Source organism: Streptomyces sp. NPDC007856, assembly GCF_042868225.1.
In the GTDB taxonomy this organism is placed as follows: Bacteria; Actinomycetota; Actinomycetes; order Streptomycetales; family Streptomycetaceae; genus Streptomyces.
In genome coordinates this window covers 264,958-286,994 of record NZ_JBIAEC010000013.1, presented here as the reverse complement: position 1 = coordinate 286,994, position 22,037 = coordinate 264,958, and the positions used below count along the sequence as shown (strand labels likewise).

13 protein-coding genes and 1 pseudogene are annotated in these 22,037 nt (G+C 69.2%); 8 read left to right on the top strand and 6 right to left on the bottom strand.

Annotation, left to right across the window (positions count from 1 at the left end; all coding sequences use genetic code 11):
• Positions 1 to 79: 79 nt before the first annotated feature.
• The gene (gene drmD / locus ACFYOH_RS29690; RefSeq protein ID WP_388631653.1) at positions 80 to 3,325 is read left to right on the top strand and encodes a DISARM system SNF2-like helicase DrmD; all 3,246 of its coding nucleotides are present in this window, start codon (positions 80 to 82) and stop codon (positions 3,323 to 3,325) included.
• Positions 3,322 to 7,650, top strand: coding sequence for an Eco57I restriction-modification methylase domain-containing protein (locus ACFYOH_RS29685; protein ID WP_388631650.1), 4,329 nt, complete (start codon positions 3,322 to 3,324; stop codon positions 7,648 to 7,650). The genes drmD and ACFYOH_RS29685 overlap by 4 nt, the downstream gene beginning before the upstream one ends.
• Positions 7,651 to 7,733: 83 nt before the next feature.
• Here the strand turns inward: ACFYOH_RS29685 and ACFYOH_RS29680 are convergent, their stop codons facing one another.
• Positions 7,734 to 7,940, bottom strand: a complete 207-nt coding sequence (locus ACFYOH_RS29680) for a DUF397 domain-containing protein (protein ID WP_388631648.1) — start codon at positions 7,938 to 7,940, stop codon at positions 7,734 to 7,736.
• Positions 7,937 to 8,758, bottom strand: coding sequence for a helix-turn-helix domain-containing protein (locus ACFYOH_RS29675; RefSeq protein WP_388631646.1), 822 nt, complete (start codon positions 8,756 to 8,758; stop codon positions 7,937 to 7,939). The genes ACFYOH_RS29680 and ACFYOH_RS29675 overlap by 4 nt, the downstream gene beginning before the upstream one ends.
• Before the next feature lie 285 nt (positions 8,759 to 9,043).
• On the opposite strand from ACFYOH_RS29675, the gene ACFYOH_RS29670 reads away from it, so the two are divergent.
• Positions 9,044 to 9,571, top strand: a complete 528-nt coding sequence (locus tag ACFYOH_RS29670; protein WP_388631644.1) for an ATP-binding protein — start codon at positions 9,044 to 9,046, stop codon at positions 9,569 to 9,571.
• Between the two features lie 64 nt (positions 9,572 to 9,635).
• A pseudogene (locus ACFYOH_RS29665) lies at positions 9,636 to 9,764 on the top strand (IS5/IS1182 family transposase); the annotation flags it as partial.
• Here the strand turns inward: ACFYOH_RS29665 and ACFYOH_RS29660 are convergent.
• A complete protein-coding gene (locus ACFYOH_RS29660) occupies positions 9,706 to 10,428 on the bottom strand; it encodes a hypothetical protein (RefSeq protein ID WP_388631725.1) in 723 nt (240 codons plus the stop codon). The pseudogene ACFYOH_RS29665 and the gene ACFYOH_RS29660 overlap by 59 nt on opposite strands.
• Before the next feature lie 144 nt (positions 10,429 to 10,572).
• Between ACFYOH_RS29660 and ACFYOH_RS29655 the strand changes: the two genes are divergently transcribed.
• On the top strand, positions 10,573 to 10,947 hold the full coding sequence (locus ACFYOH_RS29655; RefSeq protein ID WP_388631641.1) for a hypothetical protein: 375 nt from the start codon (positions 10,573 to 10,575) through the stop codon (positions 10,945 to 10,947).
• Here ACFYOH_RS29655 and ACFYOH_RS29650 read toward each other — a convergent pair.
• On the bottom strand, positions 10,942 to 14,133 hold the full coding sequence (locus ACFYOH_RS29650) for a type ISP restriction/modification enzyme (RefSeq protein ID WP_388631639.1): 3,192 nt from the start codon (positions 14,131 to 14,133) through the stop codon (positions 10,942 to 10,944). The genes ACFYOH_RS29655 and ACFYOH_RS29650 overlap by 6 nt on opposite strands.
• 363 nt (positions 14,134 to 14,496) lie before the next feature.
• On the opposite strand from ACFYOH_RS29650, the gene ACFYOH_RS29645 reads away from it, so the two are divergent.
• Positions 14,497 to 16,068, top strand: a complete 1,572-nt coding sequence (locus tag ACFYOH_RS29645; RefSeq protein WP_388631636.1) for a competence protein CoiA family protein — start codon at positions 14,497 to 14,499, stop codon at positions 16,066 to 16,068.
• 27 nt (positions 16,069 to 16,095) lie between these two features.
• Here ACFYOH_RS29645 and ACFYOH_RS29640 read toward each other — a convergent pair whose 3' ends face one another.
• The gene (locus tag ACFYOH_RS29640) at positions 16,096 to 17,178 is read right to left on the bottom strand and encodes a MerR family transcriptional regulator (RefSeq protein WP_388631634.1); all 1,083 of its coding nucleotides are present in this window, start codon (positions 17,176 to 17,178) and stop codon (positions 16,096 to 16,098) included.
• A 75-nt stretch (positions 17,179 to 17,253) separates the two neighbouring features.
• On the bottom strand, positions 17,254 to 19,278 hold the full coding sequence (locus ACFYOH_RS29635) for a serine/threonine protein kinase (protein WP_388631631.1): 2,025 nt from the start codon (positions 19,276 to 19,278) through the stop codon (positions 17,254 to 17,256).
• Positions 19,279 to 19,589: 311 nt separating this feature from the next.
• On the opposite strand from ACFYOH_RS29635, the gene ACFYOH_RS29630 reads away from it, so the two are divergent.
• A complete protein-coding gene (locus ACFYOH_RS29630) occupies positions 19,590 to 21,335 on the top strand; it encodes a hypothetical protein (RefSeq protein ID WP_388631628.1) in 1,746 nt (581 codons plus the stop codon).
• Entirely contained in the window at positions 21,323 to 22,000 is a 678-nt protein-coding gene (locus ACFYOH_RS29625; protein WP_388631625.1) for a hypothetical protein, read from the top strand. The genes ACFYOH_RS29630 and ACFYOH_RS29625 overlap by 13 nt, the downstream gene beginning before the upstream one ends.
• The last annotated feature ends 37 nt before the right edge of the window (positions 22,001 to 22,037 follow it).

The window sequence follows — 22,037 nt, the reverse complement described above, 5'->3', positions numbered from 1 at the left end:
CGCTCCGTCGCGCCGTTCCGGTGGGGAGACAGATCACGGTCTACGGACGGCGCAGGAGACACCGAGGGGATCAGCGCCCATGACGTCGGCAGTTCAGCGTGCGACCGAGCGGACGGGGGCCGAACAGCTCCCCACGGAAGGCAATCTCGTCGAGGTCCGCGGACAGTCGTGGGTGGTGGCCCGAGTCGAGCCCTCTCCACGAGCCGGTGACGGCGACGACGACCGCCGCGGCGCGACCCTCGTCCACCTCCAGTCCGTCGCCGACGGCCGCTTCGGCGACACCCTCTCCGTCATCTGGGAGGTCGAGCCCGGACGCCGGGTGCTGCCCGCCGGCTCCCTCCCCGACGCCTCCACCGACTCCTACGACTCCCCGAACCGCCTCGCCGCGTTCCTCGACGCCGTCCGCTGGTCCGCCGTCGCCTCCGCCGACGCCAGGACCCTCCAGGCGCCGTTCCGTTCTGGCGTCGCCGTCGAGCCGTACCAACTGGAGCCGGTGTCCCGCGCGGTCGGCGCACCTCGCGTCAACCTCCTCCTCGCCGACGACGTCGGCCTCGGCAAGACCATCGAGGCCGGACTCGTCGTGCAGGAACTCCTGCTGCGCGGCCGGGCGCGCCGCGCCATGGTCGTCTGTCCGGCCGGCCTGACCCTCAAGTGGCGCGACGAGATGGCCGAGAAGTTCGGCCTGGAGTTCACCATCGTCGACTCCGAGCACTGCGCCCGCCTGCGCCGCACCCACGGCACGGCCGCGAACCCCTTCCGCGTCCACCCCCTCACCATCGTCTCCCTGCCGTGGCTGCGCGGCCAGAAGGCCCAGCGCCTCCTCGACGAGGTCATCGGCGCACCCGAGGAGCGCGGTGACGGTGACCACAAGCGGTTCTTCGACTTGCTCGTCCTCGACGAGGCCCACCACGTCGCGCCCGCCGCGCCCAAGCAGGTGTACGCCGTCGACTCCCAGCAGACCAAGCTGATCCGGCGCCTCGTCCCGCACTTCGAGCACCGGCTGTTCCTCTCCGCCACACCGCACAACGGCTACCCCGAGTCCTACACCGCCCTGCTCGAACTCATCGACGACCAGCGCTTCGCCCGCGGCGTCGACCCCGACAAGGAAGCCCTGAAGGACACCGTCGTACGGCGTCTGAAGTCCACCGTCACCAACGCCGACGGCACGCCGCGCTTCCGCACCCGCCGCACCCGCGAACTCCCCGTCGACTACACACCCCAAGAACGCGAGATCCACGGCCTGCTCGGGGAGTTCGCCGAGCAGCGCCGCAGGAAGCTCACGCCCAAGGCCCGGGGCGGGCGCCGCGCCGCCGACCTGGTGACCCTGCTGCTGAAGAAGCGCCTCTTCTCCTCCCCGGCCGCCTTCCTGCACACCGTCCAGGTGTACCTCTCCCACCTGGAGGACACTGGCCCGACGAAGGGACGCGCGGCCGCCGCCGAGGTCCCCGAGTGGCTGGAGGAGTTCGCGGACCTCGTCGCCGACCTGGACGACACCGGTCTCGTCGACGCCGAGGACGACGCCCTCACCCGCTCCACCTCCCTCACCCCTGCCGAGGACGGCCGGGAACTGGACCTGCTGCAGGAGATGGAGCGCTGGGCCCTCACCCACGAGGCCGCGCCCGACTCCAAGGCCGAGGCGCTGATACGCGAGATCAAGGCGATCTGCCGTCCGTCCGACGGCACGTTCTGGACCAACGAGCGGGTCGTCGTCTTCACCGAGTACCGCGACACCCAGGAGTGGCTGCACGACCTGCTCCAGCAGGAGCAGCTCACCGACGGCGGCCGCGTCGAACGCCTCCACGGCGGCCTGTCCGCCGAGGAACGCGAGCGCATCCGGCTCGGCTTCCAGGCCGACCCGTCCTTGCCCGAGGGCAAGGTGCGCATCTTGCTCGCCACCGACGCGGCCGGCGAGGGCATCGACCTCCAGAACCACTGCCACCGCCTGATCAACTACGACATACCCTTCAACCCCAACAAGCTCGAACAGCGAATAGGCCGTATCGACCGCTGGGGTCAGAAGCGGGACCCGGAGATCTACCACTTCATCGGCTCCGGATGGCAGCAGGCCCAGGCCGGCTCCTACGAGGCCGACCTCGAATTCCTCTCCCGCGTCGCCAAGAAGGTCGCGCGCATGGAGCACGACCTCGGCTCCGTCAACGCCGTCCTCGCCGACGCCGTACAGCGCCGCATGACCGGCGACACCGCCCCCGTCGACATCGAGAACGCCAAGCCCAAGCCGATCAAGGGCCGCCGCACCGGCGGCGAGGTCGCGCCCGAGCAGAACGTCACCGCCCAGACCAGGCGGCTTGCCGACCAGTACGAGGGCACCGTCTCCGCCCTCGGCCTGACCCCGGCCAACGTCAAGCGCGTCGTGGACACGGCCCTCGCCCTGGACCACCAGCCGCCTCTCCTGCCCTCCACCTTCCGCGCGGAGCAGTTCGAGCCCGGCGACCTCTTCGAGGTGCAGCCCCTCTCCGGCAGTTGGGAGCGCGCCACCCGCGGCCTCGCCCACAAACTCCGCGAGGGCGAGCAGCGTCCGCTCACGTTCTCCCCGGTGGTTGCCGCGCAGGCCGGTGACGACGTGGTTCTCGCCCACCTCAAGCACCCCCTGGTCGCCCTGTCGACGCGCCTGCTCACCGCCGCCGTCTGGAACGCCGACTCGGTCGGCCTCAGCCGCGTCACCGCCGTCGTGACCGACGACCCGTCGGTGACGACCACCCTGGTCTCCGCCTACGCCCGCTACGTCCTCGTCGGCACCGACGGCACCCGCCTGCACGAAGAAGTCCTCTACGCGGGCGGCTGGTTCGGCGACACCGGCCGCTTCCGCCGCTGGGAGTCGGTGAACGAGCAGGGCCGGGTCCTCTCCCAGGCACTCACCGGGGGCGCCGAGGCCGCCCCGCACCTGCGCAAGGAACTCACCGAGGCCTGGCCGGTGCTCCGCGACCCGCTCTACCGGTCCCTGGAGGCCCGCGCCTCCGAACTCGGCCGCCAGCTGGAGAGTCGGCTCGCCGACCGCCGCGCCGAGGAGGAGCGCCGCATCACCGCCACCCTCGACCGCTTCGAGGCCACCCTGCGCGCCAAGCTCAAGGAGGAGGGGGACGGCGACGGCGAACAGCTCGCCCTGCTCTCCACCCACGAGCTGACCGGCCACGAGCGCCGCCAGTTCGAGGACGACCGCCGCCGCTGGCGCGAACGCCTCGAAGGCCTTCCCGCCGAACGCGAGCGCGAACTCGCCGCCATCGCCGCCCGCTACCGCGAGCCCCGCTCCCACCTCTTCCCCGCCGCCGTCGTCTTCGTCGTCCCCGCAAAGGAGGCCCGCCGATGAGCCCCCGCCGCCCTGCGAACTCCGGCATAGCCGCAGCCAAGGCACAGGCCGCCGACGGCCGCCGCCAGCACCAGGAGTGGCTGGACCTCACCGAGGTCTCCGGCCCCTTCCTCACCATGCCCGTCCTGCTGCGCGCCTGGCCCCAGCTCGACGCCTTGGAGAAGGACGAACGGGCCCGGCTGCGCGCCCGCCACGCGGACTGGCAGACCGACACGACGGCGGGCCGCGACGAGTGGGTGGCGTACATCCTGAGCCGCCTCCTCGGCTGGAACGACGCCCTGACGCTCCGCGTGGGCGACTCGGAGCACCACGGCCTGGACCGCCTCACCCTGCGCGTCGCCGAGCACAACACCGAGGTCCGCCCCGACTTCGCCCTCACCGATCCGGGCACCGACCTGGCGACCGAGCCCAGCACCGAGGCCGCCGCCAAGCGGGTACGGCTGCTCGGCCTGACGGTCCCGGCGGGCACCGCGCCGACCGCACGGGCCGGCGGAGGCGGCGACTGGGCGGCGGCCCCCGCCGACCGCCTCGCCCGCCTCCTCCGCCACCACGGCGTGCCGCTGGGCCTGGTGACCGACGGCCGCTGGTGGTGCCTGGTCTGGGCCCCGCTGGGCGGCGTCACGACCACCGCCGTCTTCGACGCCATCGGCTGGAACGAGGCCGCCGAACGCAACGTCGTCCGCGCCTTCGTCTCGCTGCTGCGCCGCCGCCGCTTCTTCGAGTACGACGAGCCCGAGACGCTGGTGGGGCTGCTCAAGGAGAGCCTCGCGGCCGGTGAGGACGTCACCGAGGCGCTGGGCGTCCAGGTCCGCCAGGCTGTGGAATTGCTCGTGGATGCGATCGGCCGCGCGGACGTACGGGCGATGGAGGAGGGCGCCCCCGGCCTGCACGCGTCGGGAGTGAGCGCCGGCGAGGTGTACCGAGCCTCGGTCGCCGTCATGATGCGCATAGTGTTCCTGCTCTTCGCCGAGGAACGCGGCCTGCTCCCGGCGGACAACGAGGTGTATGCGCGGTCGTACTCCGCCCGCTTCCTGCGCGACGAGCTGAAGGCCCGCGCGGACGAGGAGGGCGAGGCTTCGCTGGAGCACACCAGGTCGGCCTGGCACCGCCTGATAGCCCTGTTCCACGCGGTCCACGGGGGAGTGGACCACCCCGGCTCCGGCCTCCACCTCCCCGCGTACGACGGTTCGATCTTCGACCCCGACGCCTACCCGTGGCTGGAGCGCACCACCCCGCTCCTCCCGATAGACGACCGCACGGTCCTGCACATGCTCCAGGCGGTACAGGAGGTCCGCGTAGGCAAGGGCAAGGACCGCGAGGTCCGCACGCTCAGCTTCCGCGCGCTGGACGTCGAGCAGATCGGGTACGTCTACGAGGGCTTGCTCTCGTTCGACGGCCGCCGTGCGACCGAGCACATGGTGGGGCTGATCGGCCCGGAGGGCCTGGAGCACGAGGTGCCGCTGAGGGAGCTGGAGTCCCTGGCGGCGAAGTCGGGTGGCTCGCTGAAGACGCTGGCGAAGGCGATCCACGAGAAGTGGAAGGACCTGAAGCCGCCCGCGACGGCGGGGCAGCTGGAGAAGAAGCTCGCCCCGGTGGGGGCCGAGGCCGCGGCGGAGACGCGTCGCCGTCTGAACGCGGTGACGAAGGATCCGGCTCTGACCGAGCGGCTGCTGCCGTTCGCCGGCATCCTCCGCGACGACCTGCGGGGCCTGCCGACGGTCATCCCGAACGGCGCGCTGCACGTCACGGAGTCGTCGTTGAGGAAGAACACGGGCACGCACTACACGCCCCGCTTCCTGGCGGAAGAGGTCGTGCTGCATGCGCTGGAGCCCCTGGTGTACGAGCCGGGACCGCTCCAGACGGCGGACACGGGGGAGTGGCGGCTGAAGTCCTCCGAGCAGATCCTCGACCTGAAGGTCGCGGACATAGCGATGGGCTCGGCGGCGTTCCTGGTGGCGGCCTGCCGTTACCTGGGCGACCGTCTGATAGAGGCCTGGGAGAACGAGGGCCGCGCGGACGCGATGGTGTATCGGGCGGGGCGCGCTGTCGAAGCTGTGACGGCGGCCGACGCGGAACAGGACCCGGTGGTCGTCGAGGCCCGGCGCCAGATCATCGAGCACTGCCTGTACGGAGTGGACATCAACCCCATGGCGGTGGAGATGGCCAAGCTGTCGCTGTGGCTGGTGTCGATGGACCCGGGGCGGCCCTTCACGTTCCTGGACGACCGGCTTGTGTGCGGGGACTCGCTGCTGGGCGTGCACAGCATGGAGCAGATCCAGGGCGTGCACATGAAGCCGGAGCAGCAGGCTGACATCCTGGCCGAGCAGGCCCGGCAGTTGGTGGATCAGCTGACCCGGGAGCGCCTGGCGATCACCGCTATCAAGGGCGTGGACCTGCCGGCGCTCCAGAGGAAGCGGGAGCGGCTGGAGGAGGTCAACCGGCACTCGCGGCGGCTGCGGCTGGTGGGCGACCTGATCGCGGGGGCGGCGCTGGCTACTTGCGCTTCGGGGCGGGTGCCGTGGTACGCGGAGGACGGTGGGGAGCGGGTCCGGGACCTGTTCCCGCAGGCTGCGTGGATCGTCCAGCGGATCATGGAGGACGGGGTCGGGGACGACTCCGAGGTGGTGCGGGAGGCTCGGGCAAGGGCGGAGGAGTGGCTGGGGGTTGAGCTGCCGGAGGGGGCGCTGGAGCGGCGGCCGGTGCATTGGCCGTTGGTGTTTCCGGAGGTGTTTACTCGGCGGGGTGGGTTCGATGCGATCGTGGGTAACCCTCCGTTCCTTGGTGGGAAGAAACTCACCGGAGCGCTCGGCGAAGCATATCGTGAATACCAGGTTAACTACTTGGCCTCCGGTAGAAGAGGAAGTGCTGACCTCGCCGCTTATTTCGAGCTGCGGGTGCACGAGCTGCTCAACATGGGGGGGCAAAGTGGTTTGGTAGCCACTAACACACTAGCCCAGGGTGATACGCGCGAAGTAGGCCTGGATCAGCTTGTCGATCGAGGTGTAAGTATTCGCCGAGCGGTGAAAAGTGAACCATGGCCGTCACGCTCTGCAGTTTTGGAGTATTGCACCGTGTGGACGAGTAGGGCACCTTTGGAAAATGGTGCGGTCTGTGTGCTTGGAGGGCTCCCGGTTCCAAGTGGAATATCAACTGGATTGAATCCCAGGACCAGAGTGTCGCCGTGGGTGGAGCCCCTTGGTGTGAATAAGGGGATCTGCTTTCAGGGGGCAATACTGCTCAGTGATAATTTTTCACTGTCGGAGAGCGAGGCCGCCGTGTTGATCGCAGAAGAACGGCGATACTCTGATGTCCTTTTCCCGTATCTCAACGGTAAGGACTTGAATGGATCTCCTGGGCAGAAGGCCAGCCGATGGGCGATCAACTTCCATGACTGGTCAGAGTCGCGAGCTCGAGAATACGGGAAGGTCTTTGATCGCGTTCTTTCGCTTGTGAAGCCTGATTTCGAGAAGAAGGACCCCAAATCCTATGCCGGCCTCATGGAGAGGTGGTGGCAGTACTGGCGGCCGCGTGGCGATATGGCGGATGCCATCCGTGGACTTGACCAGTGCATTGTCATCACTCTCGTGAGTAAGGTGGTGATGCCTGTCGTGGTGCCTGCCAGGCAAGTGTTTGGAAATGTTATCGGCGTTTTTGCCGCAGACGACCCTGCCTTGCTCGCCGTCTTGAGTAGCTCACCCCATTATTGGTGGACGATCGACCGCGCTTCCACCCTTGAAACACGAGTCCGGTATACGCCGACTGATGTATTCGAGACTCTCGTCCTGCCTGCGCTCACCACTCGCCTCCGGAGTATCGGTCACCGCCTCGACGTCTACCGTCGTGATCTGATGCTCGCACGCGACATGGGGCTTACGGACACCTACAACCTAGTTCACGATCCCGACTGCGAGGACAGGGACATCGTCGAACTCCGTGGCATCCATGAGGAGATCGATAAGGCAACCCTCGAGGCATACGGCTGGCACGACCTCCTGGACGACTCCGGGCAAACCCCGCCCGCCGACCCGACCCATGAGAGGTTCCCTCTCGACCACGGCTTTCACGAGACCGACCAGGGCACCCGCTACACCATCGGGCTGCTCGCCCGGACTGAGATCATCGACCGGTTGCGCCAGTTGAACCACCAGGAGTACGCCGACGAGGTTCACCTCGAGCTGCACAAGGGAGTGACGGAGATCAAGGCGAGGGAGAGGCACCCCGACCTGCCCTCGCCCTCCCCGGTGGCCATCCGGAAGCGCAGGGAGCAGCTGGCCGCACGAGGTGGCTCGGATTTCGGTGAGGGCGCCGAGGGCGCCCTCTTCTGAGCTGGTGGCATGACAACGGGCTTGCTCACGTCACTCCAAGTGATTTGAGCGAGCCCGTTGTTCCTCTCAGAAGCCTGCTCGCTCTACTCCACCGCGAGCGCCACGAACGCCGCCCACTCGCCCCGGCCGACCCGCAGCATCGGCCCGGCACCCGCGGCCTTGGAGTCCCGCACGTACACGGCGTCCACACCTGCGGCCACCTCCAAGCAGTCGCCGCCGCCGGACCCGCTGTAGCTGCTCTTGAACCAGTGCAGCCCGTTCACGTTCTCGGATACCTGCTCCACGCTCACGTCTCTCCCACCAGCTGTTCGATGAGCCGCGCAGACTCGACAGCGTTCAAAGCCTGCGATCGCAGCTTGCCATACCGCAACCCGAAGGCGCTGACCTCCGCCGGATCTTGGACGACGCACCCGACTTCCTGGGACTCGATATATCCAAGATGCCGGTGCTCCTTGGTCTCCAGCATCACGAACGGCCCGTTCAGACCGGAGTGGAAACCAGGCCCGGCAGGCATGACCTGCACCTCGACGTTGCGCAACGCACCAACCTCCAGCAGACGATGCCACTGCTCGCGCATGACCTCCCCGTCGCCCACCGGATTCCGAAGCGCCTCCTCACTGATGATGAACGACAACTCGGCGAGCGGCACCCGCGTGAGCAGTTTCTGCCGACTGAGCCGCCCCTCCGTGTGCTGGTCGACAATCTCCTCGCTCAGCGGCGGGCAGTGCCCGGCGAACACCGCCCGCGCATACGCCTCTGTCTGCAACAGCCCCGGCACCAGCAGCGGATCGTACGAGAACCGGCTCACCACCTCCGCCTCGATCACCGCGAAGTTCCGGAAGAACCGAGGCAACTTCGCCCGGTCCACTTCGTCCTGGAGCACCAGCAACACCCCACCGGCCTCCAGCACCCGGTCAGCCGCCGCCGTGAACGCCGCCTTCGCCGGCCGCCGTCCCTGCTCGACCGAGGCCACCTGCTCCAGCGAGTATCCGATCGCGTCCCCGAGCTGCTGCTGGCTCAACCCAGCTCGCTTGCGGAGGTGTTGCAGCAGCACCCCGTACGCCGCCCACACGCCCGGCAGGTCCGGCCCCTCCTCGTTCGCCTTCACCGCCCGCCTGTTCCGCGTATCCCGTACCGTCGTCACGCGCCCACGCCCTTCCGTCCCGAAGCAGACCCCGCCCACACCACCCACGGCAGCGCGCGTCACCCCGCACACCACCGGGGCCATGTCCAACGCGGCCCGAAGAAACAGGGACACGGCCCGAGACCCGTACAACGGCCGTACAAGCCCCGTACAACCGACGCCACCCCACACCGTGCCCTCCGTACGACGCCCGCGACGTACGGCCGTGGTACCTGGTCACCGCCTCTTCCACCCCGTCACGCTGACGACGTGACAAAGCCCCACCTCGCCGACGAGGCGCAGCGCCGCACCCCCACCCACGACCTCACCCTGCGCTTCAGCAGCACCAGACGCGGCGCCCGGCTGGCCCGCCAACTCGCCGTCCAGCAGTTCACCGAGTGGACCAGCCTCCCGTACGACTCCGACCCCGCCCGAACCGTCGCCCTCGTGACAGCCGAACTCGCGGCCAACGCGATCCGCCACGGCAGCCTCCCCGGCCGCGACTTCCGCCTGACGCTGCTCCACCTGCCCGAGACCTTCCGTGTCGAGGTGACCGACACCCGCCCGGAACGCCTCCCCGGCCGCAAGACCAGCGAGCCAACGCCGCCCGACGCCCCCGCGGGACGCGGCCTCCTACTCGTGGAGGCGTACGCCGAACGCTGGGGCTGGGAGCGCCGGGACGCGTACACGAAGACCGTCTGGGCCACGGTGGCGCTCCAACCGCCGTACCCGTCGCAGGACCGAGCGGAAGGACATGACCAAGCAAGGCCAGCCGGCGCTCGAACATCACCGGCGTAGGGGGAGCAGGCCTGCCACATTTCCCAGAATGCTTGGACATCTCGATCGAGGGCCGCGCACGGACCTGCGCCGTCAGGACGCTCTCGCCCGCATCGCAACCGGCTTCGGAATGTCTGTCGGCGCTCCCGCCTATGTCACCGCCGTGGTCGGCCTGCTGGCCGACCACGCCTCGGGCCTTGTCGTCCGAGTTCGGTCAATTGCCTACCGTGGGCGAACAACGCGGCCTCCACTTGGTCCGGCAGGACACCCGCTCGCCGTGCGTGGTCATGTGCGAAAGCCAGGTACCGTTCGTAGCACGGTGTGGTCCAGCCGCCTCTGCGCCACTTCTCCTCGGCGTCGACGGCCCCCAGTGCGATGGCGACGAAACGGTCGAGAATCAGAGGACGCCGCGCCCCCACGAACTGTTCGTGACCGGCGAAGTACAGCACCTTGGAGAAGAATGCCGGGCCCAGGTACTTGATCCGGTGGTCGTTGTTGAAGGCGTAATACGCCGCGATGGCTCCCTCCTCCCGGAGTATGCGCAGCCCGGTTTCCAGGCGCGCGTCAATGTGTTCAGGGGTGCACTCCTCGAAGATGCGTGCGCGCCGGGCGACCGACTGGGCCTTGGTGCCGGTGCCCCAGACCAGGGCGGCGGTCAGAAGATGCCGACGGCCTTCGGTGGTGTCCGAGCGGCGGGCGATGCCGAACACTGTGCTGCGGTCGACTCTTGGTCGACCTGCCTCCACTCGGCAGCCGTCGAGTTCCGAGGGCCACCAGTCGTGGCTGGGGAGAAGGGTCAGCCAACGCGCCGGATCGAACGGGATCGCCTGGCCGAGCACATCCTCACGGGCGGGGACGGAAATCCCGGGCGGCGTCATGGTCGCCTTGGCTGCTTTCGTGCTTTCAGGGTTCTGCATCGCATCATCAACACCTCGGTTCGGAGTGGTAGGGCATGGGCTGCGGGCCATACTGGGCGCATGCTCGTTCCCAGCGGCCCACTCTCTCCGCTCCAACAACACCTCTTGCGGGAATTGGACCTGTGTGACCTCCCGGCTCCCGAGACGGCGCCGGAGTCCTACGCGGCCCGAGACTTCGACACGGACGAGGTCCGGGACGCCCTGCCAACGCTGCTGTGGTCCGGGCTGGTCGAGCAACGTGGCGGCGACCGAGGCGCCCTCGCGCTGACTCCGCTCGGCGCGGCGACCCTGCGCGAAGCCGAGTGCGACAAGCTGACGGCCCGTCTGAGCGCGGTGGCGTCCTTCGCGGACACCGTGTCGAGGGGTGCGCCGCCCCGTCTCACCGGGCACGCCCTGAAACGACTCGCAGAGGGGACGTGGAACCTGGAGCAGGCGGAGGCCTATGTGCGCACGGGAGAGGCGGGCGGCGACCGTTCATGACTCGTCCGTCTGACCGAAGTCCAGGACGACGCGGCGCCGTGCCCGGCCGGCCCCCGGCTGCGGCGGGAGGACGCCCGCCGATGTGAGGTCGGCGACGGTGATGACCGGCGAACTCACGATCTTCGTGGTGAGCGCCTGCTGCGCGGGTGCGAGGTCGACCAGCCGCCGGAGGACGCACAGCAGGTCGATCAGTTCTTCCGTCCACGGGCTCGGCCACGCCGTGACGTGGATGTCGTCGAGCGGGCTGGTCCTCCGGCTGGTGGGGGACGCCTTGCGATAGCCGAACCACTTCTTCACGACACGCATGCCGCCGACCTCGTACGTCCACACGCCAGGCGGCACGCCCGTTAAAGCACCCGGGCCCACGTGCAGAGTGCTCTGCTCCTCGTCGTACGCCAGGGTGTCGGGCACCTCGGTGCCTATCCCGGTCGAGTACCGCACCTGCCGTACATCTCCCCGGGAGAAACGGACGCCGTCCTGGTCGGAGGGCTGCACCTCACCGGGTATGGCATGCTCACCGTAGGTCGCCGCCCACAGGAACTCATGGCCGACGCGGACCGCCTCCCTCCACAGATCCGGGTCACGGGTCAGGGGCAAGCGGACTCCAGGGGTGAGCAGGTCCTCGGCGAAGTGCTCCGTGAAGGCGCTGTGCCCGGCGACGGCCACGGCGTAGGCCGCGAGGTCGTGCACAGGCACATCACCCACGTCGAGAACGCCTGCCAGGTACCGGAGCAGCCCGCTGGGCACGTTCGCGGTGCCGTCCGGATGGAGGACGGGGTGCACTCTGCCGCCACGTCCGTTGAAGTGGTGCGTGTCGGGTAGCAACGCGGTGGCGACAAGGGCGGGGCCGGCGCTGATCTCGTGGCTGCTCTGCTGGTTGAGGAACAACTGCCCGGATTGCAGGGACTCCCACAGATCCGGCCGTGGGCGGTCGAGTACCCGGTTGTCGGCGATGATCCAGTGGCGGTCGAAGCTGCGCTGGGCGATCCGGAGCAGCCGCGGCTGAGTGCCTGACTCCTCAAACATGGTCCGGTCAGGGTGCGCGAACCCCGGTAAGCACGCGGGCCGGCTGCCGAGTTGCCGATCTCCTGTCTCCTTGAACAGCAGCGCCTTCATCTCGGAATCGGACTCACCGGTGAGACGCGCCCACCGGCGCCGCAGGACGGCGTCGGAGGGCGAGGTCACCCACGACCGGTTGGTCTTGTTGCCGGGGCTGCCCCAAGGGAACAAATCGTCCAGCGCCGGATAGTCGTCCCACCCCGACAAGGTGGCCGGCGTAAAGGGCCGTACCCCCTGCGCGTGCGCGTCCCGCCAGCCCCCGTCGTCGAGGTGGACCGCCCGAAGCTGGGCGAACTTCTCCGTGCGTCTGCCGTGCAGCGCCCGGTAGTGGATGCGCGCAGGACGCTCGGAGTCGTGGTCAGCGCGCCGTACGAAGACGCAGATCGACAGCGGCTGGGCGACGTGCGGAAACACCCGGGTGGCCACGTCCGGTCGCTGGCCCTCCGGAGACAGGCTGATGATCCACCCTTCGTCGCACGTCCTGCGCAGATAGCCGCGCATGCCCCGTCCGGCGGGGCCGGTGGCGAACGCCGATGGTGTGATGAAGCAGACCACTCCGTGGCGGTCGAACGCATGGGCGTCGAAGACCTTCCAGGTGGCCCAGCGCCAGAAGTAGACGTACATGTTCTTCAGCGCGTGCTCGTAACGCCCGTTGCCCGAATGCCGGAAGTCGTCGAGGGGAGGGCGGCCTTGGCCCTTCACCCGTTTCTCGATCCACCCGCCGCGGTTCTCGGCCTTGTCGTCGTACGGTGGATTCGAGATGACCACGGTGACGGGGACGTTGGCCTTCACGTGGTTGGCGCGGGCACGGGACACCGACAGCGCCGCATACGTGGACGCGAGCTGTTCCTCCTGGACGTACGGGTCGTCGAGCGTGTCCGTGACATGGAGGTTGAGCCCGCCCGGCGGGAGCTGGGCTCCGTGCTTCTTCAGCAGGTCGGCGGTGCGGAGTTCGGCGACGGCGAACGGGCCCATCTGGAGCTCGAAGCCGTACAGGCGCTCGGCGAGGCGGCCGATCGCGTCGGGTGCCATGGCGTCGCCGTACCGCTCGGCCGCCTGCCGTGCCACCCGCTCGATGATGGTGTGCAGGTAGGTTCCGGTGCCCATCGCGGGGTCGACGATGCGCACGCTCTCGTCGCCGTAGCCGCGTGCCTTGCCCAGGCGGGTGCGCAGCACCTCCTCGGTGAGCCGGACCATCTCCTCCACCACCTGGTGCGGCGTGTAGTAGGAGCCGCTGCGCTGGCGGAGGCCGTCGTCATAGACGGAGAGGAACGACTCGTAGAGGTGGAGGTAGGCGTCCCGATTGCCTTGGCGGATGGTCTCCCACCCGACGGCCTCGACGGTACGGGCGAGCAGGTCCAAGGTGACCTCGAACCGCTCGTTGACGTTGTCGGTGAGCAGTTGGAGGGCCTTGCCCATCAGAGCGTGGCCGGCGTTGAGACGGCGGCCGATCTCGTGGAAGCTGGTGCCGGTCACCGGGATGCCCTCGGTGTGAGCGAGGAGCAGCGCGAAGGTGACCGTCTGGGCGTAGCCGTCGGCGAAGGTCGCGTCGGCCGCGGTGGGGAAGAGGAGCCGGCGCCAGTCGCTCCGCAGACCGGTGAACGGACGGTCGGCGGCGGAGTCGGCCGCGTCCAGCCCGGCCTCGGCCCGCAACTGCTCCCGTACCGCCTCGCGCAGCAGGCGGCACAGTGGCGCGATGTGCTGGACGAGTACCGAAACGCGCCGGATCTCCGCCGGTTTCCAGCTGAGCACGGCCTGGGCCAGCGCATCGAAGGCGGCCAGGTCGCCGGCGGTCAGCTTCTCTCCGGTGCTCTTCAACGTGCCCTGCAGCACGACCTCTTCACCGATCTGCACGCCGTACTGGAAGAGACGCCAATGGGTGCCGTTGGTGTAGAGCAGGTTGGGGAGGTCCCGCAGGCGTTCCCACTGTCTTTTGTCGTGACCCGTAAAGGAGCCGGGGTCGATGCTCTTGCCCGGCCGCTTCACCTCGATGTAGCCGGTCACGTTCGTGTCGACGCGTACGGCGTAATCGGGACGCACACCGAGGTGTGGGATGCGGGTCTCCGGGTGCCAGCTGATCTCGGGTATGGCGTGGTGCGTGGCTATGGTGCGGAACAGCTGCTCCAAAGGGCTGCGGATGGCTGCCTCGCGGTCACCGGGACCCGTCAGGTTCCGTTTGCATTCCGAGCCGAAGACGGAAACGGCTTCGCGGAGCCAATGAAGACGTGCGTCAGCCATCGATCGCCCCCCAACCCCCAAGCCCCGGACGAACTCGGGGCCACCCTTTCGAAGTATGGGGCAGGTACACGGAAAGAGGCAGAGGCGTGCAGGAGTTCCGTTCCGATACGCCTGCGCTCCGTAGCACCTTCGTGGTCAAGTCGGTTGTGTGGCCCGACCGATGGTGTCTTGTGAACTCAGTGCACAGAGCGCATACTGCGACTGTCGCGTCGAGACTGCATTCCCGGGCGCGAGGCCTTGAGGGGGGCGCACATGACCTACGCGGACAGCAGGCTCGTGCAGACCGCGGTGATCGGCAGCCGAGGGTCCGACCGCGCGATCATCCTGCCGACGGACGCCGATGAACTCGCTCGGTGGCGTCGTCGTCACCCCACCTACAGCTACTGGTGCGGCACGCTCCTCGGCGGCTGCGGTAACGAACTCTCCGACCGCCTTTACCGGGACAAGGTCTGCCACTTCGCTCACCACGCCCACACCTCCTGCCACCGCACGGCCACCGGAGCGAGCAGTGCCGACCACCTTTTCGTCAAGGGCGACCTGACCGCTTGGGCCGGCCGGCGGCGGCTGAAGGCACGCGCCTCGCTGCGCAATCTGGGCACCGGCCCGGGTGACGCCGTCGACTTCCGGGTTCGGGAGGCCCGCCAGCACGTACGGTTCCAGTTCCGAAAACTCGCCCATGCCGAATGGGCGGATGCCGCCGGGCGCCTGATCCGGGACTCGGTCACTGTCGACTGGGTGTTCGGACCGGGTGCCGCACATCCGGCGACGATGGAGGAGCTGTACGACGTGCACGGCTACCTGCTCAGGTTCCGTTGCGAGACACAGGGCGCCGCACGCCGTGTCCGCCTGCGCGCGGAGGATCCGCGGCGCAGCACCGACTGGGTGCCGCTGGACGCATGCGTGATGACGCCCGAGGGCCTACGACTGCCGGGTATGAGGGGACCTCGCCGCCATACCAGGCCTGCCGTCTCCGTGCCGAAGGTCCCCGCCCCCAGCGCCGCCCGGATGCCCCAGTCGCGCGAGGAACTGGTGGCAGCCGTGCGGCAAGCGCTCGTGAGTGCGGCGAGGCTGCGGACACGCCCGACTTGGGAATCACTGTCCAGAGCCGCTGGCCTGGATCTGTCGGCGATCTGCGACGCAGAGCGGGTTCGGCTGCTCGTGGAGGTAGATGAGACGGCGGGACGGGAAGGCAGGCCACTGCTGTCGGCGTTGCTGCGAACCGATGAGGGCGGCACACCGGTCTACCTCGAACAGGTGAGCCGGGCAGTCGGCTGTGGATCACCGGCGACGGCCGCCGTCCTGAAACATTGGTGCCAACGCGAGGTGGACCGTGCCTTCGCGGTGCACGGGACCCCGCCCCGGACGCCTCCTCCTCGGCTCGAGATCGACAGGGACGGTCACATCGCTGCGGACAGCGCCCCGCCGCAACAGCCCCGCGTCATCGTGCACAGCAGAGGCGAGCTTCTGCAGGACGACCGGTACCGCCAGGCTCGTGACCTCAACCGTGCGGAGAAGCTCCGACGGGACCTTGCAACGGCGCGCAACGACCGAGCCCTCAGACTCGTGGCCGCGCTGATCAGGGAAGGTGAGGAGGTGATTCCCCTCTTGTCCAGGGCGCAGAGTGCTCAGTTGCGCGCCGAGGTCGTCGACGCCCGGAATTGGCTGCGGAGCCACCTGGCCAAGGGAGCGAGGAAGGGCAAGAAGAAGAACGCCAAGTCCGAGCAGTCCGCACGGGCCGCTACCGCACGCAGCGCCAAGAGCAAAAGGAAGAGGCAGCAGGGCCGGATGAACGGCGACCGCCCACTTCCGGGCCACAGGTGGTAGGCGGTCACAGTGGTCGAGATGACCGAGTCAGTCCTCCAGACGGACCGGCATCAGCAGCGAGAACGTCAGCTCGTCGTCGACCCGGCGGATCGCGAGGGGTGCCGTGGGGGCGCCGAACTCCAGGAGCAGTTCGTCCCTGGCCCCGGCGGCGAGCGCCTGCAGCAGGAACTCGCGGTTGACGGCGACGTTGTTGTGGCCGCCGTCGCCCTCCTCGCAGAGGGCGACCGTGCCGTCGTCCGTCATCCTGAGCACACTGAGGTCGTAGGACACGCCGTCCTGCTCGCGCACCTCGCTCGCCCGGACCGGGCCGGACTCGAGCATGTTCCGGAAGGCCGTCACGCCGACGAGGGCCCGCCGCCCGGCGGGCACGTGGATCAGGCGGCGGTAGTCTGGGAATTCGTGATCGAGGCACTGGCCGACCGCCCGGCGGTCATCGGCCTCCAGCGTCACACGGTCACCGTCCACGGCGAGCCGGACGGGTACCTCGCCGCTCAGCAGCGCCCGCATCGCGTCGGCGAGGGGGAGGGGCACGACGACCTCCACGCGGGGACCGCCGTAACCAGTGGTGCCCGCGTGTGCCACAGCCATCCGGTAACGGTCGGTGGCCACGACGCGGAGTTCCCCGCCCTCGATGTCGAACAGGATTCCGCCGAGCACCGGCAGCTCCGGGTCGGTACTGGCAGCGAAACGGACCGCGTCCAGCGCGGCGGCCAGCTCCGGTGCGGGGACGGACAGCCGGACGGTGGCGGTGCGGAGCGACCTCATGGGGTTCTCCCTGCGGTCGAGAAGGGCTCGGAGGGTGGAGAACTCGCTGTGGGCGTCGGACAGTCCCAATTCGAGGCGGCGCAGATGCGCCTGCAGAAGCCCGCGCACCAGGTCCGTGTCCGCGCCGGCCCAACCGGCCAGCACCAGGCGAATATCCGCCAACGGCATACCGGCCCGGCGCAACCGGGCCAGCAGCCGGGCCTCTTCGAGCTGCTCCGGCTCGTACCAACGGTACCCGCTCACAGGGTCCACCCATGCAGGGATCAGGACGCCGGCACGGTCGTAGAACCGGAGCGCGCTCACGCGCAGTCCGCTGTCCCGGGCCATCTCCCCGATGCTGCGCATCTCGTTCTCCACACCCGGAACTCTGGGCCCTCGACAAGGTCGAGGGTCAACCCCGCCTCAACTCCGGCCTACCGCTCAGGCAGGGCAGGCGGCCCCTGTGGTGGCGTTGCCCCAACGCATCATCAGGTAGTGGTTGCCGCCGATCTGCGCCACGGCGTAGCGCGCGTACGGCCATGCGTCACCCGCGACTTCCCGTTGGGCCACCAGAGCCCGGCACGCCTCGCCGGCGGCCATGGCCGCCCATGACTCGGCCTTGCCCTGGGCCCACGGTGCGTAGTCCGACCAGACGTACATCACCGAGTTGCCCGGGTCGAAGCCCACTTTGATCTCCGCGTTGCCGAGCACGCGATCGGTGCCGAGGACCTGGCGCATGGAGTTGCTCCGCTGGATGATCCTCCGGGCGAGGTGGTCCGCGACCCGGATCTCGTCGCCGTCGGTACTGGGGATCATCGCCTGACCGAGGCCGTTCTCGTCCGGTGCCCAGTCCTGCGCGTTGCCGTTCGAGTCCTGCCCGGTGCCGTCGTCGGCTGCCACCTGGCACTTGGAGTTGGTGACGAAGTCGTCCTGCCAGGTGACCTCGGGATCCCGGCCGGGCTCCTCCTTCACCATCACGTACCGGCGGTACGGAAGGTCCGGGTGCAGACGGAGTACGACATCCCGCGCCGTCAGACACATGTTCCTGGCGATCTCCGTCTCCGCGTACATCGCGCCCTGCTCGTCGGAGCTGAGCGTGTACGAGAGGTAGACCTCCCGGCGCGACTCGTGGAACCGCACGGCCTCCGGGGAGAAGTGGGCGCCGGCACTCAGCTCCTGGGCGACGACACCCTCGTCGTGCAGGACCGCGCGCGCCACGTCGTGCTCGCCCGCGCCCTGAGCCTCCCGCGCCTGGCTCCAGCTCTCCGCGGTCGCCGAGTCGCCGCTCGCGGTCTGCTGCTTCGCCGCCGCGTCGCCCTTCGCCGTCTTCGCGGACGGCTGCGCGGATCCGGCCGAAGAAGACGACGAGGACGACGAGGCCGAGGCCGCCGACGACGACGCGTGCGTGTCGGTCCCCGTGTCCCCGGGCAGCAGCGCCGCCACCCCTCCGGCCAGGCCGCCGATGACGCCCGCCGCGAGGACCAGGCCGCCGATCAGCTGTTTCCTCGGCCGCTTCCGGCCCGCGGTCAGATGCCATGAGGGATCATCCCCGGCCGGCACATGCCACACTGCCGCGACCATGTCCACGGCCGTCGCCGGTCTCGAGCCGGCGCTTCCCACCTGGGTTGCCTCGGAGGCCAGCCGGACCGCGCACTCACGGGCGGCTTCGGCGGCCGACGGGCGGTCGGCGGGTTCCTTGGACAGTGTCTTCTCCACGACCCCGCGCAGGGCGGTGGGGACGCCGTCCAGATCCGCCTCACCCGACATCACACGGAAGGCCACCACGTCGGGTGCGCCCACCCCGAACGGCAGCCGCCCGGTGGCCGCGTAGGCAACGAGCGCTCCCCAGGCGAAGACGTCGCCCGCCGGACCCGCGGTGCCCTGACGGTACTGCTCGGGGCTGATCCAGCCGGGGGTGCCGGTCATCACCCCGGTACGGGTGACGCTGGTGCCGTCGGCGGCGTGGGCGATGCCGAAGTCCAGCACACGGGGCCCGGAGGGGGTGAGGAGGACGTTCTGCGGCTTCACGTCGCGGTGCACCACCCCCGCGGCGTGAATGGCGGCCAGCGCCTGTGCCGTGGCGGCGGCGAAGGCGTAGAGGCTTCCTTCGTCGAGGGGCCCGTGCGCGCTCACGTGCTGGTTCAGCGTCGGCCCGGGCACGTAGGCGGTGGCCAGCCACGGTGTCGGCGCGTCCGGATCGGCGGCGAGCAGCGGGACGAGGTGCGGCCCGGTGACCCGGGAGGACAGTTCCACCTCACGCCTGAACCGGGCCCGGAACTCAGGGTCCTGGGCATGCTCGGGGTGAACCACCTTGACCGCCACCCGCATTCCGTCGGAGGTGACTCCGGCATGGACGGTGCCCATGCCTCCGCCGCCGAGACGGCCGACGATGCGGTAGGGGCCTATGCGGGTGGGGTCGCCGGGGCGCGCCGGCTGGACTCTGCCGGCGGGGCCGAGTTCACTCACGAATGTTCCTCGAAGTGCGGTGGCCTGAGCAGGACTCAAGGACATGACGGGCTGGTCAGAGGCAGGAGTCAGCAGCCTGAGCGGGCCGGACACGCGCGACACCGCGCTTCCGCATTGAGCGGCCCCCTCCCCGACCGTCGCCCCTTGTACTGACGAGCCTATGCCTCGTAGACGTCAATGGACAGCCTGAGTACCGAACTTGAACAAGAATCATTGTGAACTGAGTACATGCGCATCATACTGAGGATGTTCGCGTTAGCTGCCCTAGGGCGCGATGCTCAGTTGCCCCGGGGATCCGCTTGTGAGGTCTCATGTACGACCACCGTCTCGTACAGACAGCCGTGATCGGCAACAGGAACTCGGATCACCCCGTCATCCTGCCGATGGACGCCTGGGAACTGGACAGATGGCGCAAGGCCCATCCGCACTACACCTACTGGTGCGGGCTGCAACTCGGCGGCTGTGGTGGCGAGCTGAGTGACCGGCGCTACACGACCAAGGTCTGCCACTTCGCCCACCACCCGACGGCCCCCGTCTGCCGCCGAAGGAACACCGGCGAATCGAGCGCGGACCACCTCTTCATCAAGCGTGGTGTCCAAAACCTCCTTAGCAAGCGCAAGTTGCGGGGACAGGTGAAGACGCGGGACCTCGGCACCGGCCCTGGTGACGCCGTGGACGTGCACTTGCCGGACAGCCGGCGCCGCCTGCGCTTCCAGCTCAGCTCCCTCGACTACCGGACATGGCGCCGGGCCGGTGACGAACTCGCTGCGGACGCTGACGACATCGACTGGATCTTCGCGGCCGACGGGCCAATCACCCAGCAGTTCCTCGGCCGTCACGGCTACTGCCTCCGGGTCCGCTGCGAGACCGTGGGGGGCGAACGCCGCGTCCACGTCGGTGCCGAGACACGGGACCGCACGGTGTCCTGGACGCCGTTGGAGGACTGCGCGCTGACACCGTCCGGCATCGTCACACCGGCCACCGAACGGATCCGGTTGAGTCACCCCCGGCCCAGGCCGGCCGCATTCCCCCTCCAGGGTGGACTCGTCTTCGCTCTGGCGCCCGATTCCGAGGCACCCGCCGACTCCCCGTTCGCGGCCGGGGACCGGCACCTGCTCGTCGCCGACGTGAAGCCCGTCGACAGCCCGATCGTCCGGGCCCTGGTCTCCCTGCCGGCAGACACCCAGGCACCACCCGCCGAGCACGTCTACCGGGTCGCCGACGGAGCACGGCTGCTCGTCGCCGAGGGCACAGCGGGCTGGGCGATCGAGGCGAACCGGTACGTACGTCTGAACGCTCACGAGGCCCAGCGGACGGGGCTGTGGACGCCTGCGGTCGACGCCGTGCGGGAAGAGGTGGTTGTGCCGGCGCCCCGCCGAAGTGAGTCCGCGTCGTCGGCGGCGAAGCGCTCGCCCGAGCCCGCGTTCACTGCGACAGTCGCTCCCGTCGACGGTGCCACTGCGGCCCGCGAACCTCTCACCAAGGCCGCACTGGTCACCGCCATGCGTGACGCTTTGGCCCACCACGCGCGTCAGCAGACCACCACCACATGGCAGACCCTGGCCCGCACGGTCAGCCCCCAACTGGCCGCATACTCGATCGCTGAACGGCAGGCGCTGCTGGTCGAGGTCGACAGCCCGCTGCGGGAGCACGTCCCCGTCCTCTCCGCACTTCTCCGGGAGAATGGCGAGCCGCTCCCGTACCTGCCTCAGGTGCTTTCCCGGATCGGAGTTCTGTACTCCGGCGTATCGACCCGTATCAAGCGCTGGGCGGCCGTCGAGACCGAGCGGGCGTTCGCGGCATACGGTGTTCCGCCGCGCGCCATGCCGGCCCGGCTGTCGCTGAAACCTGCACAGCCCACGACTTCCCGGCCGAGGAGAACGGTCGAGATACCGGCGCGCCTGAAGTCGGCCAGGACTGTGAGCACCCACCCCCCCCCGTGGATCGGCAGGCGCTGCTGCTCCGGCACCAGCGGACCGCCGCCGCGCCAGGCGCGTCCATGGTGCAGTACCTGCGTTCCCTCGTGCGCGAACTGGAGGGTCTCGTGCCGAACCTGACCAAGGCACCGCGCAAGCGGGCACGGAGAGCTCTCAGCGCCGCGCAGACCTGGCTCGCCCAGCACGACGGCGCCACGCTTCCGCCGTCACAGCGGGCGGTGGTCGCGGGCATGACCCTGGGCCACTACGTCAAGTCGACGGAGGAGGCGCTGAAAGAGGCAAGGGAAAGCGCCGGAGCCGCCAAGCGGGCTCAGCAGAACCAGGAGGCGAAGCAACTGGCCCGGGCTGAGCGCCATCGACACGTGGAGGAATTGGCCGCGCGCGCCAAGCGCCCCGCCGCACCCCCTCGGAAGGAAGATCCTGTCGGAAGGCTCACCCGCGAGCTCGTCGATGTGGCGGCCCGAGGCGGCACGGTGACGTTCGACAGCCTGAGCGCCGAGTCGGGGCTCCTCAGCGCCCGGGACGTGCTCGTCGCCGTCGACAGGACACTCGCCCCCGGCGTCCCGCTGCTGTCGGCCCTCGTCACCGGGGCAGAGGGCGGCCCCGTGGCTTTCTTCCGCGATGTCCTCAGGTCCGCCGGACTCGCCGTTCCCCAGACGGACGAGGCTCTGCAGGCGATCTGGCTACGGGAACAGGAACACGCGCATGCCGCCTACGCGAACCCGTCCCGTCCAGTGCCACCCCGGCTGGTGCCCCCGGCGTCACAGGTGCCATCCACGATGTGACGGCCCGTCGTGCGAGTGTGGGGGTGAAGGTCCTCAG

Bases quoted from the DNA above. Each gene is read 5' to 3' on its own strand.
- drmD (WP_388631653.1), top strand. From the start codon at position 80: ATGACGTCGGCAGTTCAGCGTGCGACCGAGCGGACGGGGGCCGAACAG.
- ACFYOH_RS29685 (WP_388631650.1), top strand. From the start codon at position 3,322: ATGAGCCCCCGCCGCCCTGCGAACTCCGGCATAGCCGCAGCCAAGGCA.
- ACFYOH_RS29660 (WP_388631725.1), bottom strand. From the start codon at position 10,428: ATGACGCCGCCCGGGATTTCCGTCCCCGCCCGTGAGGATGTGCTCGGC.
- ACFYOH_RS29645 (WP_388631636.1), top strand. From the start codon at position 14,497: ATGACCTACGCGGACAGCAGGCTCGTGCAGACCGCGGTGATCGGCAGC.
- ACFYOH_RS29640 (WP_388631634.1), bottom strand. From the start codon at position 17,178: ATGCGCAGCATCGGGGAGATGGCCCGGGACAGCGGACTGCGCGTGAGC.
- ACFYOH_RS29630 (WP_388631628.1), top strand. From the start codon at position 19,590: ATGTACGACCACCGTCTCGTACAGACAGCCGTGATCGGCAACAGGAAC.